This is a genomic window from Aeromonas sp. 84A (genome assembly GCF_051919345.1).
Taxonomy (GTDB): Bacteria; Pseudomonadota; Gammaproteobacteria; order Enterobacterales; family Aeromonadaceae; genus Aeromonas; species Aeromonas veronii.
The window spans coordinates 1,349,453-1,364,417 of sequence record NZ_JBQBEW010000001.1 but is presented as its reverse complement, the minus strand read 5'-3'; the positions used below and the strand labels follow the sequence as shown (position 1 = coordinate 1,364,417).

The 14,965-nt window shown below is 57.5% G+C and carries 16 protein-coding genes and 1 pseudogene; 11 read left to right on the top strand and 6 right to left on the bottom strand.

The genetic code is table 11. The features are described 5' to 3' along the window. Positions 1-50 precede the first annotated feature (50 nt). Positions 51-1,445, bottom strand: coding sequence for a replicative DNA helicase (gene dnaB, locus ACTG20_RS06375; RefSeq protein ID WP_194495529.1), 1,395 nt, complete (start codon positions 1,443-1,445; stop codon positions 51-53). A 363-nt stretch (positions 1,446-1,808) separates the two neighbouring features. Here dnaB and ACTG20_RS06370 point away from each other — a divergent pair, with 363 nt between their 5' ends. Further along, complete coding sequence (locus ACTG20_RS06370; RefSeq protein WP_005335275.1) at positions 1,809-2,669, top strand: Tim44 domain-containing protein; 861 nt, start codon at positions 1,809-1,811, stop codon at positions 2,667-2,669. A gap of 424 nt (positions 2,670-3,093) precedes the next feature. On the opposite strand, the gene slyD is transcribed toward ACTG20_RS06370, so the two are convergent. Continuing rightward, a complete protein-coding gene (gene slyD, locus ACTG20_RS06365; protein WP_194495530.1) occupies positions 3,094-3,762 on the bottom strand; it encodes a peptidylprolyl isomerase in 669 nt (222 codons plus the stop codon). 143 nt (positions 3,763-3,905) lie between these two features. Further along, positions 3,906-4,109: a YheV family putative zinc ribbon protein gene (locus ACTG20_RS06360; protein ID WP_005335287.1), complete on the bottom strand. Its 204-nt coding sequence runs from the start codon at positions 4,107-4,109 to the stop codon at positions 3,906-3,908. Positions 4,110-4,148: 39 nt separating this feature from the next. Here ACTG20_RS06360 and ACTG20_RS06355 point away from each other — a divergent pair, with 39 nt between their 5' ends. The 3 genes from ACTG20_RS06355 to ACTG20_RS06345 all read left to right on the top strand — a co-directional run bounded on the left by ACTG20_RS06355 (position 4,149) and on the right by ACTG20_RS06345 (position 6,914). After that, the gene (locus ACTG20_RS06355) at positions 4,149-4,808 is read left to right on the top strand and encodes a hypothetical protein (protein ID WP_194495531.1); all 660 of its coding nucleotides are present in this window, start codon (positions 4,149-4,151) and stop codon (positions 4,806-4,808) included. 153 nt (positions 4,809-4,961) lie between these two features. Continuing rightward, complete coding sequence (locus ACTG20_RS06350) at positions 4,962-5,861, top strand: chemotaxis protein (protein ID WP_005335289.1); 900 nt, start codon at positions 4,962-4,964, stop codon at positions 5,859-5,861. Positions 5,862-5,927: 66 nt separating this feature from the next. Next, positions 5,928-6,914 (top strand): hydrolase, encoded by a 987-nt coding sequence (locus tag ACTG20_RS06345; protein WP_194495532.1) that lies wholly within the window; start codon positions 5,928-5,930, stop codon positions 6,912-6,914. On the opposite strand, the gene ACTG20_RS06340 is transcribed toward ACTG20_RS06345, so the two are convergent. Next, complete coding sequence (locus ACTG20_RS06340; protein ID WP_194495533.1) at positions 6,893-8,044, bottom strand: GGDEF domain-containing protein; 1,152 nt, start codon at positions 8,042-8,044, stop codon at positions 6,893-6,895. The genes ACTG20_RS06345 and ACTG20_RS06340 overlap by 22 nt on opposite strands. Before the next feature lie 97 nt (positions 8,045-8,141). Between ACTG20_RS06340 and ACTG20_RS06335 the strand changes: the two genes are divergently transcribed. Genes ACTG20_RS06335 through ACTG20_RS06325 form a run of 3 tightly spaced genes read left to right on the top strand, consistent with a single transcriptional unit; the run spans position 8,142 to position 9,838 of the window. Then, positions 8,142-8,366, top strand: a complete 225-nt coding sequence (locus tag ACTG20_RS06335; protein ID WP_005335298.1) for a YheU family protein — start codon at positions 8,142-8,144, stop codon at positions 8,364-8,366. 52 nt (positions 8,367-8,418) lie between these two features. Then, positions 8,419-9,288: a phosphoribulokinase gene (locus ACTG20_RS06330; protein ID WP_005335299.1), complete on the top strand. Its 870-nt coding sequence runs from the start codon at positions 8,419-8,421 to the stop codon at positions 9,286-9,288. A gap of 16 nt (positions 9,289-9,304) precedes the next feature. After that, entirely contained in the window at positions 9,305-9,838 is a 534-nt protein-coding gene (locus ACTG20_RS06325; RefSeq protein WP_164537598.1) for a DUF4136 domain-containing protein, read from the top strand. Between the two features lie 141 nt (positions 9,839-9,979). Here ACTG20_RS06325 and ACTG20_RS06320 read toward each other — a convergent pair whose 3' ends face one another. Both ACTG20_RS06320 and ACTG20_RS06315 read right to left on the bottom strand, forming a co-directional pair. Further along, positions 9,980-10,276, bottom strand: coding sequence for an MliC family protein (locus ACTG20_RS06320; protein ID WP_040067985.1), 297 nt, complete (start codon positions 10,274-10,276; stop codon positions 9,980-9,982). Positions 10,277-10,369: 93 nt separating this feature from the next. Continuing rightward, positions 10,370-10,774, bottom strand: a complete 405-nt coding sequence (locus ACTG20_RS06315) for an OsmC family protein (protein WP_005362569.1) — start codon at positions 10,772-10,774, stop codon at positions 10,370-10,372. A gap of 297 nt (positions 10,775-11,071) precedes the next feature. Here ACTG20_RS06315 and crp point away from each other — a divergent pair, with 297 nt between their 5' ends. The 4 genes and pseudogenes from crp (at position 11,072) to ACTG20_RS06295 (ending at position 14,901) form a co-directional block, all read left to right on the top strand. Beyond that, the gene (gene crp / locus ACTG20_RS06310) at positions 11,072-11,710 is read left to right on the top strand and encodes a cAMP-activated global transcriptional regulator CRP (protein ID WP_005335304.1); all 639 of its coding nucleotides are present in this window, start codon (positions 11,072-11,074) and stop codon (positions 11,708-11,710) included. Positions 11,711-11,835: 125 nt separating this feature from the next. Then, entirely contained in the window at positions 11,836-12,636 is an 801-nt protein-coding gene (locus ACTG20_RS06305; RefSeq protein WP_108588144.1) for a putative RNA methyltransferase, read from the top strand. A 343-nt stretch (positions 12,637-12,979) separates the two neighbouring features. After that, on the top strand, positions 12,980-14,086 hold the full coding sequence (locus ACTG20_RS06300) for a porin (protein WP_043820833.1): 1,107 nt from the start codon (positions 12,980-12,982) through the stop codon (positions 14,084-14,086). A gap of 174 nt (positions 14,087-14,260) precedes the next feature. Beyond that, a pseudogene (locus tag ACTG20_RS06295) lies at positions 14,261-14,901 on the top strand (murein L,D-transpeptidase catalytic domain family protein). Positions 14,902-14,965: the final 64 nt, after the last annotated feature.

The window sequence follows — 14,965 nt, the reverse complement described above, 5'->3', positions numbered from 1 at the left end:
CAGAGCGGTGGTGGCAATCCTGACCACAGGATTGCCATGATTGTTACTTATCAATAATCGTCATCAAACGCCGGACCGGCATAGTTGTCGAACCGGGAGAACTGACCCTGGAAGGTGAGGCGCACTCTTCCGATAGGGCCGTTACGCTGCTTGCCGATGATGATCTCGGCAATCCCCTTGTCCGGGCTGTCATCGTGATAAACCTCATCACGATAGATAAACATGATCAAATCCGCATCCTGCTCGATGGAGCCCGATTCACGAAGATCCGAGTTGACCGGGCGCTTGTCTGCCCGCTGTTCCAGGCTTCGGTTGAGCTGGGAGAGCGCCACCACAGGGCACTGCAGCTCTTTCGCCAAGGCCTTGAGGGAGCGGGAGATCTCGCCGATCTCCAGGGTCCGGTTATCGGAGAGCGCCGGGACCCGCATCAGTTGCAGGTAGTCCACCATGATCATGGATAGGCCGCCATGCTCGCGCGCCACCCGACGGGCACGGGAGCGCACATCGGTCGGAGTGAGGCCGGAGGCGTCATCGATATACATCTTGCCCTTCTCCAGCAGCAATCCCATGGTGGAGGAGAGGCGCGCCCAATCCTCGTCGTCAAGCTGACCGGTACGCACCTTGGTCTGGTCGATACGACCGACCGAGGCGAGCATACGCATGATGATCTGCTCGGAGGGCATCTCTAGCGAGAAGATAAGCACCGGCTTGTCGGCGGTGAGGGCCGCATGCTCGCACAGGTTCATGGCAAAGGTGGTCTTGCCCATGGAGGGACGGGCCGCCACGATGATCAAGTCCGAGCGCTGCAAACCGGCGGTCATCTTGTCGAGATCGTTGTAACCGCTCGATACCCCGGTCACCCCGTTGTGGGGGGTCTTGAATAGCTCTTCAATCTTGTCGACGGTCTGCTCGAGGATGAGCTTCAGGGGCTGGGGCCCCTCGTTGGCGCTGGTGCGCTGCTCGGCAATCTTGAATACCTTGCTCTCGGCCAGATCCAACAGATCGCCGGAGGTACGGCCTTGCGGCTCGTAGCCCGCTTCGACGATCTCGTTGGCGACCGAGATCATCTCCCGCACCACCGCCCGCTCACGCACGATTTCGGCGTAGGCGTTGATGTTGGCGGCACTCGGGGTGTTCTTGGCGATCTCCACCAGATAGGCGAAGCCACCCGCCTCTTCCAGCTGTTCGGAGCGCTCCAGCTCCTCCTGCAAGGTGATGAGGTCGATGGGGTTGCCCGCGTTGGAGAGGCGGGTCATGGCCTGGAAGATCAACCGGTGCGGACGGCTGTAGAAATCCTTGTCGATCACCCGTTCGGCAACCCGATCCCAGGCATCGTTATCCAGCATCAGGCCGCCCAGTACGGACTGTTCGGCCTCAAAAGAGTGGGGAGGAACTTTCAGCTGTTGTGTCTTGGCGTCTTTTTTCGCCGTCACTTGCTCTGCCATACACATAAAAACCGCAGCGGGAAGGGGACGGGAATTTTACAAAAGAAAGCCAACTACGGCGAGCCCTATCTGGCGGCTCATACCATCATAAAGGGCCAAACCAGAGTCTGCTCTACCTTGACCATTTTGATTTTGCTTCGCATTTTGCGCTCCTTGCGACTCAATCTTCTGCTTTTCATCCGGTTTACTCCTCTTGTTTGACGCCGTATCGCGGCAACCTCGTTCATGAATAATTCATGCCAGAGGTGATATTGATGAATACAAGCTGCGACACAATTAGGGACAGGCAGCCTGCCATGCGCCTTGCTGAGCTTGCCAAAGCGGAGCATGCTCCACCCACAGACGAGAGTGAAAAGAGTCAAAATGAAAAAGATGCTGACCCTGTTTGCCGTGATCCTGGCCATTGGCCTGGGGGCACCTCACGCCGAAGCCAAGAAGTTTGGCGGCGGCAAATCCTTTGGTAAAAGTTACAAAACTGCGCCGGCCCAGCCTGCGGCCAAACCGGTCGACAACAAGAATCCGACACTGAATGCCCAGACTCCGCCGAAAAAGAGCGGCATGATGGGTGGCCTGCTGGGCGGCCTGCTGGCTGGCGGCCTGTTTGCCTACCTGCTGGGCAGCGGTGCCTTTGAAGGTCTACAAGGAATGGACTTCCTGCTGATCGCCCTGCTGGCGCTGGGTGCCGTCTTCCTGATCCGTACCCTGCGCAAGGGCAAGGTCGCGACGCCACAGCCACAACAAGCGGCCTATGCGGGCTATCAGCCACCGCAATCTGCGGCCCCGCAGCAGTTTGAGCAGAGCAACAGCGCCCCGCAAGCCACTGGCTTTGCCGACAGCGACGTGCCGTTCCGCCTGCCGCCTGGCTTTGACATGAACAGCTTCCTGGCCGGTGCCCGCGATCACTATCGCACCCTGCAAGAGGCGTGGAACAAAAACGATCTGGAAAAAGTGCGCGAGTACGTCAGCCCCGAGCTGTTTGAGCAGCTCAAAGCCGAGCGCGCCGAACTGACTGGCGACCAGCATACCGAAGTGATGTACGTCGATACCCAGCTGGTACGCGCTGACTATGGCAGCGACTGGGCCCAGGTGAGCGTGCGCTTCAGCGGCCGCTACATGGACCGTCAGGAGCAGGTCGAAGAAGACATCAAAGAGGTGTGGCACCTCGAGCGCGATCTGGCCAAGAACAATGCCCCCTGGCATATCGTCGGTATCGAGCAGCTGTAAGGCTCCGCGCCTATCAGTTAGTCACTAGGCAATAGCCAGTCAGTTAAGCCTGACTGGCTATTTTTTTATGGGCACAACGAGACCAAATAGAGACTGACGCTGGCTCGTTATAGCTGTTGGGGCATGAAGTAACTTGGTCATATTGTGCTGATGATGACACCGATTTGATGACTCGTTTGCAGATGACGTTTGCGCTCCGCACAAAAGCCCCATCGCGGAACCGAGAGGGAATAATGTTGAGCATTAACCAAAAATAAGCAGCCTATTAGCTTGGGAAAAGCCGCGAGCCTATTTGACAGACATAAAAAATCCGAAGCCAGAACAACCGGCTTCGGATTTCATCATCCAAGGAGGAGCAATTAATGAGCATTAATTGCTCGGTATGACTCCTACGGCAGATTTTTTATCATCGGCATGGCCGTGATCAGTGGTGATGGCCCTTGCCACCACAACCGCCGCCACCGCAGCAGCCGTGACCATGGTCGTCACCGTGGTCGTGGCCATGATCGTGACCGTGGCCAGCACCGCCGCAGCAACCGCCGTGGCCGTGATCCTCATCGTGGTCGTGACCATGACCGCCACAGCAGCCGCCGTGATCGTGGTCATGACCGTGATCGTGACCGCAACCACCGGCACCGTGAACGTGGCCGTGAGCCAGCTCTTCGGCAGTGGCAGCGCGCACGTCCTTGATCTCGACCTTGAAGCCCAGGGTTACGCCTGCCAGCGGATGGTTGCCATCTACCTTGACGAACTCTTCGGACACTTCAACCACGGTCACCGGACGGTGGCCATCGTCGGTTTCAGCCACAAAAGTATCCCCTTCGGAGACTTCCATGCCGTCGAACAGCTCGCCCGGTACTTCTTGTACCAGTGTCTCGTCATATTCGCCGTAGGCCTGGCTCGGTGCCAGAGTCACTTCGAAGGCTTCACCTACCGCGCGACCTTCCAGCTCGGCTTCCAGGCCTGAGACCAGGTAACGGGTGCCGTGCAGATAGACCAGCGGCTCTTTGCCGACAGTGCTGTCGATGACTTCACCGTGCTCGTCGGTGACTGTGTATTCCAGCGTAACCACGCTCAGAGGAGCTACTTTCATGTCAGGATCCTGCGGATAGAAAAAAACGGGCTCAGAATACCCTAAAAAGCGGGCCGCGCATATGCCGTACGGCGCCACGGAGTGACGAAAAAAACGGCAACAGCGTCAGCGAGGAGACCCGCATTCCACCCGCCGTTCCCTTATCAGGGGCGAAACACCCCGATCACCTCTTCCGCCTCGCGAGTCTGCTTGTCGACCTCGGCAGGCGTTTGTACCTGGGTATCGCCACAGGCGACACAGGTCACCTTCTCGACTCCATGCTCCAGATACAGCATCATGTTGTCCAACTTGCCGCACGCCGGGCAGACTGCACCGGCAATGAAGCGTTTTTTACGTCTGGTTTCCATATTTGTTACCTCCAGGCAGCATCATATCAGGGTTTTTACATGCATCACGCCATCGAGTATCACCATTTTTCCTGCCAGGGCCTGCACGCCGGCAACCGCAAACGAACTCCGGTCGGGCAGCTGTTGCGGATCACCCGGGGCGCCGCGCTGCTGAGACTGGGCCAACATGAGCTGTTGCTGCCGGCAGGCAGCAGCTTCTGGCTCTGCGCCGATGCCCTCGCGGCCTTCAGCCCCCTCAGCGGTTGCGAGTACGATCAGCTGAATGTCTCTTTGCGCGTGGCTCAGCCGCAGCAGGCAGGCTGGCTGCAGACCACCCCGCTGCTTGATGCCCTGCTCGACTCGCTGGCCCGGTGGCAACGTCCGAAAGAGTGGCAAGGGGCCTACGGTCAGCGACTGCAGGTGATCCTGGATGAGTTGCAACAGTGCGCCATCAGCCAGCAGGGTCACGGTGAGCTGCAAACCTGCTGGCAAGCGCTGGTCAATGGCCAAACGGAGTCTCTGCAACAGTGGGCACAACAAGCCGATGCGCCGGTGGAAGGGAGTGAATTGCAACAACAGTGGCAACTGCTGCAGGCGCTCAGATTGCTTAAAGGCGGCAGCAAACCCGCGCAGGTGGCCAGCAAGCTGGGTTATGCCGATGAGGCCGCATTGCAAGCTGCCTGCCAGCAGTGGGGCGTTGGCGAGTATGGCGATCAATAACCGGACGCCGATGTGAGTGTGCCAACGAAATTAGCTGAATGAGTCCAGTTTTTTGCCAGATGGTCGTTAACAAGGAAGGGCCATTCCCCCCGTAATCCTTTATGCTAGAGGCCTGAAGTGACTGCCAACGTTTCGACCAACAGGACATCTGCCATGACGAGCAAAGCCAATCAATCCCAGGGCATGTTGCTGTTTCATCTCTCTGCCAAGCAATCTTTTGCTATCGGTACCCTCAAGGTGAAGGAGATAGTGCCCTACACCCAGCTGACGGCAATGCCCCACTCGCACCCGACCGTGTTGGGGGCTGCCAATATGCGCGGCTCCACCATTCCGGTAATCGACATGGCGATGGCGGTGGGCTATCGCCCCATCAGCAAGGAGGAGATGCCCCACTGCTTCATCATCATTACCGACTGCCGCCGCACTCTGGTGGGTTTTCTGGTACGGGGCATCGATAAGATCACCGAGTGCAACTGGCGCGATATCGAATCGCCCCCCGCCTCCCTCGGCCACAATGTGTTCGTAACCGGCGTGACCCGGGTCAATGACCAGCTGATCCAGCTGCTGGATGTGGAGCTGATCCTCTCCCGGGTCTATCCGGACGATCCGAGCCACCTCTATCCGGTGCTGACCGATGTGCAGCGGGAGCGGATCAAGCCGATGCGGATCCTGCTGGTCGATGACTCTTCGGTCGCTCGCCGTCAGCTGATGGCTGCGCTGGACTACATCAATATTCCCTATGAGGTCTGCACCAATGGCAAGGATGCACTGACCCTGATGCAGACGCGGGCGAGCCAGAAGACCCCGATCGACATTCTGGTGAGCGATATCGAGATGCCGGGGCTCGATGGTTATGAGCTGGCCTTCGAGGTGCAAAGTGACAGCAAACTGGCGGGGGCCTACATCATCCTGCACACTTCGCTCTCCAGCGAGATCAGTGTGGAGCGGGCCCATCAGGTGGGTGCCCATGAGGCGCTGACCAAGTTCGAAGCCAATGAGCTGATCCAGGCCATGCTGCGCGGTGCCGAACATCACGATCGCCTGCTGAAGTAAGCCAATGACTGGCGGGAAGAACACGCCTCCCGTCCTCCTTATCTTCGACCCAGACCGACTGACCCCATGCTGACCGAGAGCTACTTCCACGCCCCCTGGTGGGCACGCAATCCTCATCTGCAGACCATATTGCCCAAATGGCTGCGCCGCCCCCCTGCCCGTTTTGTGGCGGAGCGGTTTGAACTGCAGGATGGGGACTTTGTCGACCTCGCCTGGAGCGGGGAGGTCTGCCTTGACGAGCGGCCACTGGTGGTGGTGTTTCACGGGCTGGAGGGAAGCATTCACTCCCACTACGCCAAGGGATTGTTCGCCCACCTGCAGCAAGAGGGCAGAGAGGCTGTGCTGATGCACTTTCGCGGTTGCAGTGGCGAGCCCAATCGCCACCTGCAGGCCTATCACTCCGGCGCCATCGGTGATGCGCAGGAACTGATTGCCGAGCTGAGCCAGCGCTTCCCGGGCAAACCGCTGATCGCCATCGGCTTTTCACTGGGTGGCAATATGCTGGTCAATCTGCTGGCGCGGGGCTGTCCTGCGGCATTGAAAGCGGCGGTGGTGGTCTCGGCCCCGCTGCAACTGGCGAGCTGCGCCGAGCGGGTCAATCAGGGCTTCTCGAAGGTCTATCAGAACTATCTGCTGCGCACCATGCGCCGCAACCTGCTCAACAAGATCAGCCAGCAGCAGAAAGCGAGTGAACGCTGGCAACCTCGACAAGTGGAGCAGATTGCCACCCTGCGCGATTTTGACGAGCTGGTTACCGCGCCGCTGCACGGCTTTCACAGCGCCAGCCACTACTACCAGAGCTGCTCCGGACTACCGCTGCTGGCTCAGATTCCCATCCCTACCCTTATCCTGCACGCCGCCGACGATCCCTTTATGTCACACGCGGTCATTCCCCGGCCGGAGCAACTCTCGCCCACGGTGCGCTATGAGTTGAGCCAGCGTGGCGGCCATGTCGGCTTTCTGCACGGCACGCCCTGGCGGCCACGGTTTTGGCTGGATGAGCGGATCAGTCACTGGATTACCGAACAGAGTCACTCCGCAACACAGAACTGATTGCGTCCCGACTCCTTGGCCCGATAGAGCGCCTGATCGGCCCGCTCCAGCAACTGGCTCGCCCCTTCGCCGGAGACATTGCTGGCAATCCCCTGACTCACCGTCACCCAGGGGGCAACATCGGACGCCAGATGCTCCAGCTGCAGGCTGGCCAGGCCATCTTGCAGCCGCTGCGCCACGCTGGCCGCCGCCTGACGGTCGGTATTGGGCAGCAGCAGCACAAACTCCTCTCCGCCATAGCGGGCCACCAGATCAGATGGCGTGCGAACCGCACGGTTGAGCGCTTGTGCCACCTCCTTGAGACACATATCCCCCACCTGATGGCCGTAGTAGTCGTTGAAGCGCTTGAAATAGTCCACATCGATCAGGATGAGCGATAGCGGAGCGCCGCTCTCCTGGCTATGGGCCAACGCGCGATCCAACTCGATATTGAAATGCCGCCGGTTGGCGACACCGGTCAGAGGATCTTGCTTGGCGAGCTGATCAAGTTTGCGCAGCAGCGTCAGATTTTCATGCTCCCGCATGATCGCCAATTCAAACCAGCGGTGCAGCATGCGGCGGCCGACCTCCAGCGCAATCACGCCAAACAACACGCCAAGCAGGTAAATCTGGAGAAAATCGACGCGCAAAAAGAGCTCCAACCCCACACCCACCGTCATCGGGCCCAAGAGATAGCCATAAAAAACCTTGCGATCGGGATAAAACGCGATGAGCGCGGCCAACAGGTTGAGCCGCATGATCCCGTTGGCATAGCTGACCCCTCCCCGCAACTCCACCTGACCAATCGTATAGATATGCAGCGTCCAGAGTCCGCCCCATAGCACCATCACCAGTGCAGCCATCCGTAACCAGAGACGGTCCTGCAGATGGTCACAAAACAGGCTGACAACAGGTAGCAGCAATAACACCACCATGACCAGGGCCAGCTCACTCTGAAAGCGCCAGGGCAAGCTGTCATCACTGGCGAGCCCGACCTGGCTGTAAACCTCGTAGCGTATTGAAAGAAACAACACCACCAGCCAGTTCAACAACCAGAACCACACCATGCCTCGGGCAATCGCCTCTCGACGTGCGCTGTCCAGATGCTCAGTCAGGGTTAACGGCGCGCTGCGCTGCGCTTCAGACAACATCTCTCAGACTCCGGTGAAAAGGTAAAAAGTGATTGCATTCGCGGGATTCAACACAACAATAGCCTGACGATCACCTCTTTTGCTGTGAGACCTTTAAATGATCATTCCCTGGCAAGAACTGGACGGCGACACCCTGACCAACCTGATCGAACACTTTGTGTTGCAGGAGGGAACCGAATATGGAGAACAGGATGTACCGCTTGGCGTCAAAGTCGATGCAGTGAGAGAACAATTACAGCAAGGCAAAGCTGTCATCGTCTATAGCGAGCTGCACGAATCGGTGAATATCGTGATGAAAGACCGCTTCATCGAGCAGTCTTGACCCAACCGCAATCCGGACCTTATAACGGAATTCCCAAGGAAGAGAGAATCCCATGTCGGCCAAGCACCCCATTATTGCTGTTACCGGTTCGTCCGGTGCCGGCACCTCCACCTCCACCAACGCCTTTCGCTCCATGTTCCATCAACTGGGATATACCGCGGCGGTGGTGGAAGGTGACAGTTTTCACCGCTACACCCGACCGGAAATGGATGTAGCGATCCGCAAGGCGCGCGAACAGGGGCGTCATATCAGCTATTTTGGCCCCGAGGCCAATGACTTCGGGCTGCTGGAGAGCTTTTTCCAAGGCTATGGGCAGGATGGCAATGGCCAGTATCGCCGCTACCTGCACAGCTTTGACGAGGCAGTGCCCTTCAACCAGATGCCCGGCACCTTTACCCCCTGGCAGCATCTGCCCAGCAATACCGATCTGCTGTTTTATGAAGGGCTGCACGGCGGTGTAGTCACCGAGGATCACAATGTGGCGCGCCACGTGGATTTTCTGATAGGTGTAGTACCCATCGTCAACCTGGAGTGGATCCAGAAGCTGATCCGCGATACCTCGGAGCGAGGGCATTCCCGCGAGGCGGTGACCGACTCCATCGTTCGCTCCATGGATGATTACATCAACTTCATCACCCCGCAGTTCTCGCGCACCCATATCAACTTCCAACGGGTGCCGACGGTGGATACCTCCAACCCCTTCAGCGCCAAGGTGATCCCGAGTCTGGACGAGAGTATGCTGGTGATCCGGTTTCGCGGTATCAAGCAGGTGGATTTCCCCTATCTGCTGTCGATGATCGATGGCTCATTCATGTCGCGGATGAACACCATAGTGGTGCCGGGTGGCAAGATGGGCTTCGCGATGGAGCTGATCCTGCGCCCGCTCATCCAGCAATTGATCGAAACCGGCAAAATAACCTGATTCAAAGGAGTTCACGATGCGGCTTGCTTATCTCTCTGTGGCACTGCTCGCCCTGCTTGGCGGTTGCAGCAGCGGGCCGGCGGCCCCCACGCTGGAGTCCGGCACCATGCTGGTTCGTCCGATGGGCAACTGGACCTATGGCGCAACCCCGCGCTACGCCCTGGCCGAACAGTATCAATTTGCCGGTGAGTTGGCGGAAGGGTGGCTGGAGCCGATGCAGCAGGCGGTAAGCCGGGAGCTCAATGGCAAGGGGTGGCAGAGTGCACCGCTCGACGAGGCGGATCTGTGGGTCGCCATCGGCGTCGCGGGCGGCAAGGATATGAGTGACGGCGAGATTTTCGCGCGCCTTGGCATGACACCCGGGGTATATGCCTCGGCCAACCAGCGCAAAGGGTCGCTGGCCATCGTGCTGCTCGATCGCAAAACCCAGAAAGCGGTCTGGAGCAGCATCATCCAGCTGACCAGCGATGTGAGCATTGCAGACAACCAGCGTCAGGCGCTTAGCCAACAGCTCGCGGCCGAGCTGCTCAATCGCGTCCCCACCAACTAACGCTTGTTTAGTGATAATGGATGGATAGAAAAACGGCTTGCCTCCCGGTAAGCCGTTTTTTGTGGTCTCAACCTCTTGACCCAATCCGGCCTAGGCCAGACCCGGGCACAAAGCTGCACACCTTCAGCTAACTGTGGTCACCTATTTAAGTGTACAGGTCAGCAGTGTGACCCCTTTCTGGGTGAGGAGGGCTTGTTTGTCCTGATTCCAGAAAGTGGTGACGCTGTCGGAATATTTGGCGCCAGATTCAGACTCAACACGCGCCAGCTTGTGGTAAACCCCGGCATAGGGGAACTGCACCATGTCAGCCTGGGCATCATAGGTAACGGCCAGCATCTCTTCGCCACACTGGTATTGGCTGTATTGATACTGGGTAGGTTGCGGGCTGCTGCACGCCGCCAGACCCAAAAGGGGAAGCAGAGCGATCAATTTTTTCATTGCACTTTCCTTATGTAATGGCTTTATGTCATGGCCTTGTGCAGTGGCCTTACGTAACGGCCTTATGCCAGGGTACCAACGAAACTATCGTTATCAAGCTTCAACAATTTGATAACTATGGGTAATTTGTACCGCTTTTTCCAACATCAGGGAAACAGAACAGTATTTTTCCATCGACAGATCGACCGCTCTGGCCACCTGTTTCTCTGCCAATCCTTTGCCCGTCACCACGAAGTGCAGATTAATCTTCTCGAAAACCCGGGGCACGCTATCGACCCGTTCGCCACTGACATCGACATGGCATGCGGTCACCGACTGGCGCGCTTTTTCGAGGATGGAAACCACATCAATGGAGCTGCAACCACCGACCGCCAGCAGGATCATCTCCATCGGGCTGGCCCCCTCACCGGGGTTGGCACCATCCAGGATCACCTTGTGACCAGATTCACTCTCACCCACAAACTTCATCCCTTCCACCCAACTGACCTTGGCTTTCATCTCGCACTCTCTCCTGTTAATCATGATGATGGATCCCTAGCATAACCCAGTCGCTGATCTCTGCCGAACAGGGGGAGTTGGGATGGAAATAGATCAAAATCAACATCTCCGACCTCTATCTTCCCTAGAATGGCCGAAGCGGCGCAGCAGGCATTACTCAAAGGGCTCTGTCAAAAGCCCGCAAAGCCTTGTCAGCACAGGCAAAGGCTCTTATCCTACTGCGACCAATACAAGGAATGGCATTGGCAGCTTGCCCGGACGCACAAGTCCATAAAAAGACACTACAGAGGAATTCTCATGGTCATTGGCAAACCGCAAAGCGATCCCACCCTGGAATGGTTCTTGTCGCACTGCCACATTCATAAGTATCCCGCCAAGAGCACCCTGATCCATGCGGGTGAAAAAGCGGAGACCCTCTACTACATCGTCAAGGGCACTGTGGCCGTCTTGATCAAGGACGATGAGGGCAAAGAGATGATCCTCTCCTATCTGAACCAGGGCGATTTCCTGGGCGAGATGGGGATGTTCGAGGAGAACGAGAATCCCGAGCGCTCCGCCTGGGTTCGCGCGAAAGGCTCTTGCGAAGTGGCAGAGATCTCCTACAAGAAGTTCCGCCAGCTGATCCAGGTCAACCCGGACATTCTGATGCGTCTCTCTGGCCAGATGGCCAAGCGCCTGCAACACACCAGCCAGAAAGTGGGTAACCTCGCCTTCCTGGATGTGACCGGCCGGATCGCCCAGACCCTGCTCAACCTGGCCAAACAGCCGGATGCCATGACCCACCCGGATGGCATGCAGATCAAGATCACCCGTCAGGAGATCGGCCAGATCGTCGGCTGCTCCCGTGAAACCGTGGGCCGCATCCTGAAGATGCTGGAAGAGCAGGAGCTCATCTCTGCTCACGGCAAGACCATTGTGGTATTTGGCACTCGCTGATGACCCGTCCGCAGGCCTGACTGAGGCCTTGGGATAAAAAAGGCTGCTACGGCAGCCTTTTTTGATCCTCTCCCCTATAATCCCGAACGCCCTTCACTGTTCCGGCATTCGCCCAGAGAGTTACTATGCACCTTCAATGTCCCCGCTGCCGCAGTCCGCTCCATCTTCATGAAGCCTCCCAGGGGCGCTATTGCGACAACAAGCATCACTTCGATCCGGCACCGGAAGGTTATCTGGATCTCATCCCCGGCAAGAAAAACCCCAAAGACAGCGACAGCCGTGCCCTGATGCGCGCCAAGCACCATTTCCTGGAGGCCGGCCACCAACTGCCGCTGGTTGAGGCCATGGCCGGCCTGCTCGCTCCGCTGGCCCCACAAGAGCTGATCCATCTTGGGTGCGGTGAAGGCTACTACTGCCGCGCGCTGGCAGAGCGCCTGCCCGGCTGGCAGTTTGCCGGGGTTGATATCGCCAAGAACACCATCTTTGCCGCCAAAAAAGCGCAGCCGGACGGCCAGTTTGTCATTGCCGATCCCGCTCGCGCGCCGTTGCAACCGGGTTCTGCTCAGGTGCTGTTGGTCAACGATCTCAAGGTCAAGACCGAACAGCTTGTTAGCTGGCTGGCCCCCGGTGGCTATCTGCTCTATCTGCAGCCGGGCCCGCGCCATCAGTGGCAACTGCGGGTCAGCCTCAATCCGGTGAGCATGGAACACCCCCTCAGCTGGCCAACCCTCGGCGGCCTCAATCCGGTGACTCAACAGCGCTGCCAGTTCAGCCTCACCATGGATCAGGCCATGCGCAGCTTTATTCTGGAGACCAGCCGTCTCGGCTGGCGGGCAACCGGTGAACAGCGTCACGCTTTCGCGCAACAAGGCCCGAATGAACTGGAACAGGATCTGCTGCTGACCCTGTGGCAAAAGCCCATCTGATCACTGGGGGGGGAGCCTTGCAAGGCTCCCGCCCCGTTTTTCCCGCCCCGCCCCATTCTCCCCTCCGTGATCTAGCTCACAACTTGAGCCATCGACCTTGTTGCTCAGAACAGCCTTGATGTCAAAAAAGTCACTAGAAAATAATTCATTGAATTTAATCTCTTTTTATCTTGTCAAAAACCGTCACACCCAGTCTTGATAACGACCTCGTCACCTCAATTAAACATCGATGGATTCAGGCCCAGTCAAGGTTGGGACGCCTACCGTGTGGCTATCGGACTATTTCCGATTTCACAGAACCGACAACAAGTTCGGAAGTGTTTACATCAGAGGAATAACGCATATGAAGAAGTCTGCACTGACTATTGCCATCTCCAGCCTGCTGCTGGCGAGCGGCGCCCATGCTGCTACCGTTTACAACCAGAACGATACCAAGCTGGAAATCGGCGGCCGTGCACAAGGTGCTTACTACGGTACTGACGACAACGGTTCCGAAGGTGACCAGAGCTACTTCCGTCTGCATGTTGCTGGCGAGACCAAGATTGCTCCCGAGATGAAGGCGTTCGGCTTTGCCGAGTACAACCTGCCGACTTCCGGTTCTGACAACGACGAGCTGCGTTATGCCTATGCCGGCATCAAGCACGACCGTTTCGGCGCATTCAGCTATGGTCGTCAGGATGGCCTGTTCACCAAGGCCGTCAATAACTATACCGACGTTCTGCCTGAGTGGGGCGGTGACGGCCTGGGCAAAGATACCGAAGTATTCGGCACCGGCCGTACCAACGGTCTGGCCCAGTACATCTACACCTATCAGGGTCTGACTCTGGGTGCCCAGTTCACCGGTAACAACGATCCGCAAAACGCCGGTCGCAGTGCAATCACTGAATCTTTCAACGGCAACACCTACAATGGCGAAAGCTGGAATAGCAAAGGTTCTGCTGAAGGCTTCGCAGTATCTGCCAACTACGATTTCGATATGGGCCTGAGCCTGGGTGCTGCCTATAACCAGGCTGGCAAGACTGACGAGCAAGCTCGCTATGCCGCCTTCGGTGGCGACAAGGATGCCAAGCTGATGGGCTTCGGCGCCAAATATGCAACTGGCGACCTCTACCTGGCTGCAACCTACTCCCACGGTGAAGACCACCTGTTCGTCAACAACGGCTACGCCGAGAAGATGGATGGCTACGAAGCCGTTGCCCAGTACACCATCGGCAAGTTCAAGCCTTCTCTGGCCTACCTGCGCACTGACGTGAAAGACTCCGCTCGTGGTATCGATGATACCTACACCGAGTACGTATCTATCGGTGCCTGGTACAACTTCACCGAGAACTTCAACGCCTACGTTGATTACAAGCTGAACCTGCTGGACTCCGTAGATGGCAAGTCCACCAACTCTCTGGGCAAAAATACCGACGACGTAGTCGCGGTTGCCCTGCAGTACAACTTCTAAGTAATTGGAAGTCAGTTATACCCTGTGATACCAATGTCTACTGTTTGAATGACTTCCGGCCGCTCTGCGGCCGGTTTTTTTATTGCGCCTTTTCAGCACCTTGCATATAACTATCGAGCGGATTGATGGCAATATCCGCGTCGTTGACAGGGAGTGACAAGGAGATATTCACGGATGAGACAAGCGCGCGGGAACATAGACTGGCAACGCGGGTGGCTGTTGTTGCCACTGCTGTTGATATCGCTCATCTGGAGCAGCACGGCAGATGCCAGCTGGGATCAGAGCCTCTATCGTCAGCTGGGTCTGGCCGGCAAGCTGGATAAACAGACCTTTCGTCAGGCACTCAACAGTTATCAAACCGTGCGCCACAAACGCAAACCCATTCTCACCATCATCGATTACAGCAAGCCATCCACCCAGCGCAGACTGTTTGTCATCGATATGAAACGCCACAAGCTGCTTTATCACACCTGGGTCAGCCATGGCCGCAACTCAGGTGAACTGGCCGCAAAACACTTTTCCAACCAGCTCAACTCCCGCCAAAGTTCCCTTGGCGTCTATCGCACCGCAGAAACCTATCTGGGCAAGCATGGCTACTCCCTGCGGCTGGACGGACTCAGCCCCGGCAAGAACAGCAATGCCCGCAAGCGTGCCATCGTAGTACATGGCGCCGCCTATGCCAGCCCGACCCATCTGCGCAAATATGACAAGCTGGGCCGCAGCTGGGGTTGCCCCGCCCTGCCCTGCCCAAAGAGCAGGCCAGAGCCATCATAGATACCATCAAGGGAGGGAGTGTCATCTACGCCCACGGCTAGCGGGCACAACACCAGAAAACGCAAGGCCAGCAATCGCTGGCCTTGTTTGTTACGCTTTTCACAC

What these genes read in the sequence shown, in the direction of transcription:
- ACTG20_RS06300 (WP_043820833.1), top strand. Translation starts at nt 12,980, where the DNA reads ATGAAGAAGTCTGCACTGACTATTGCCATCTCCAGCCTGCTGCTGGCG.
- ACTG20_RS06355 (WP_194495531.1), top strand. Translation starts at nt 4,149, where the DNA reads ATGCATCACGCCATCGAGTATCACCATTTTTCCTGCCAGGGCCTGCAC.
- ACTG20_RS06305 (WP_108588144.1), top strand. Translation starts at nt 11,836, where the DNA reads ATGCACCTTCAATGTCCCCGCTGCCGCAGTCCGCTCCATCTTCATGAA.
- crp (WP_005335304.1), top strand. Translation starts at nt 11,072, where the DNA reads ATGGTCATTGGCAAACCGCAAAGCGATCCCACCCTGGAATGGTTCTTG.
- ACTG20_RS06320 (WP_040067985.1), bottom strand. Translation starts at nt 10,276, where the DNA reads ATGAAAAAATTGATCGCTCTGCTTCCCCTTTTGGGTCTGGCGGCGTGC.
- ACTG20_RS06330 (WP_005335299.1), top strand. Translation starts at nt 8,419, where the DNA reads ATGTCGGCCAAGCACCCCATTATTGCTGTTACCGGTTCGTCCGGTGCC.
- ACTG20_RS06345 (WP_194495532.1), top strand. Translation starts at nt 5,928, where the DNA reads ATGCTGACCGAGAGCTACTTCCACGCCCCCTGGTGGGCACGCAATCCT.
- dnaB (WP_194495529.1), bottom strand. Translation starts at nt 1,445, where the DNA reads ATGGCAGAGCAAGTGACGGCGAAAAAAGACGCCAAGACACAACAGCTG.
- ACTG20_RS06350 (WP_005335289.1), top strand. Translation starts at nt 4,962, where the DNA reads ATGACGAGCAAAGCCAATCAATCCCAGGGCATGTTGCTGTTTCATCTC.
- ACTG20_RS06335 (WP_005335298.1), top strand. Translation starts at nt 8,142, where the DNA reads ATGATCATTCCCTGGCAAGAACTGGACGGCGACACCCTGACCAACCTG.
- ACTG20_RS06325 (WP_164537598.1), top strand. Translation starts at nt 9,305, where the DNA reads ATGCGGCTTGCTTATCTCTCTGTGGCACTGCTCGCCCTGCTTGGCGGT.
- ACTG20_RS06315 (WP_005362569.1), bottom strand. Translation starts at nt 10,774, where the DNA reads ATGAAAGCCAAGGTCAGTTGGGTGGAAGGGATGAAGTTTGTGGGTGAG.
- ACTG20_RS06370 (WP_005335275.1), top strand. Translation starts at nt 1,809, where the DNA reads ATGAAAAAGATGCTGACCCTGTTTGCCGTGATCCTGGCCATTGGCCTG.
- ACTG20_RS06360 (WP_005335287.1), bottom strand. Translation starts at nt 4,109, where the DNA reads ATGGAAACCAGACGTAAAAAACGCTTCATTGCCGGTGCAGTCTGCCCG.
- ACTG20_RS06340 (WP_194495533.1), bottom strand. Translation starts at nt 8,044, where the DNA reads ATGTTGTCTGAAGCGCAGCGCAGCGCGCCGTTAACCCTGACTGAGCAT.
- slyD (WP_194495530.1), bottom strand. Translation starts at nt 3,762, where the DNA reads ATGAAAGTAGCTCCTCTGAGCGTGGTTACGCTGGAATACACAGTCACC.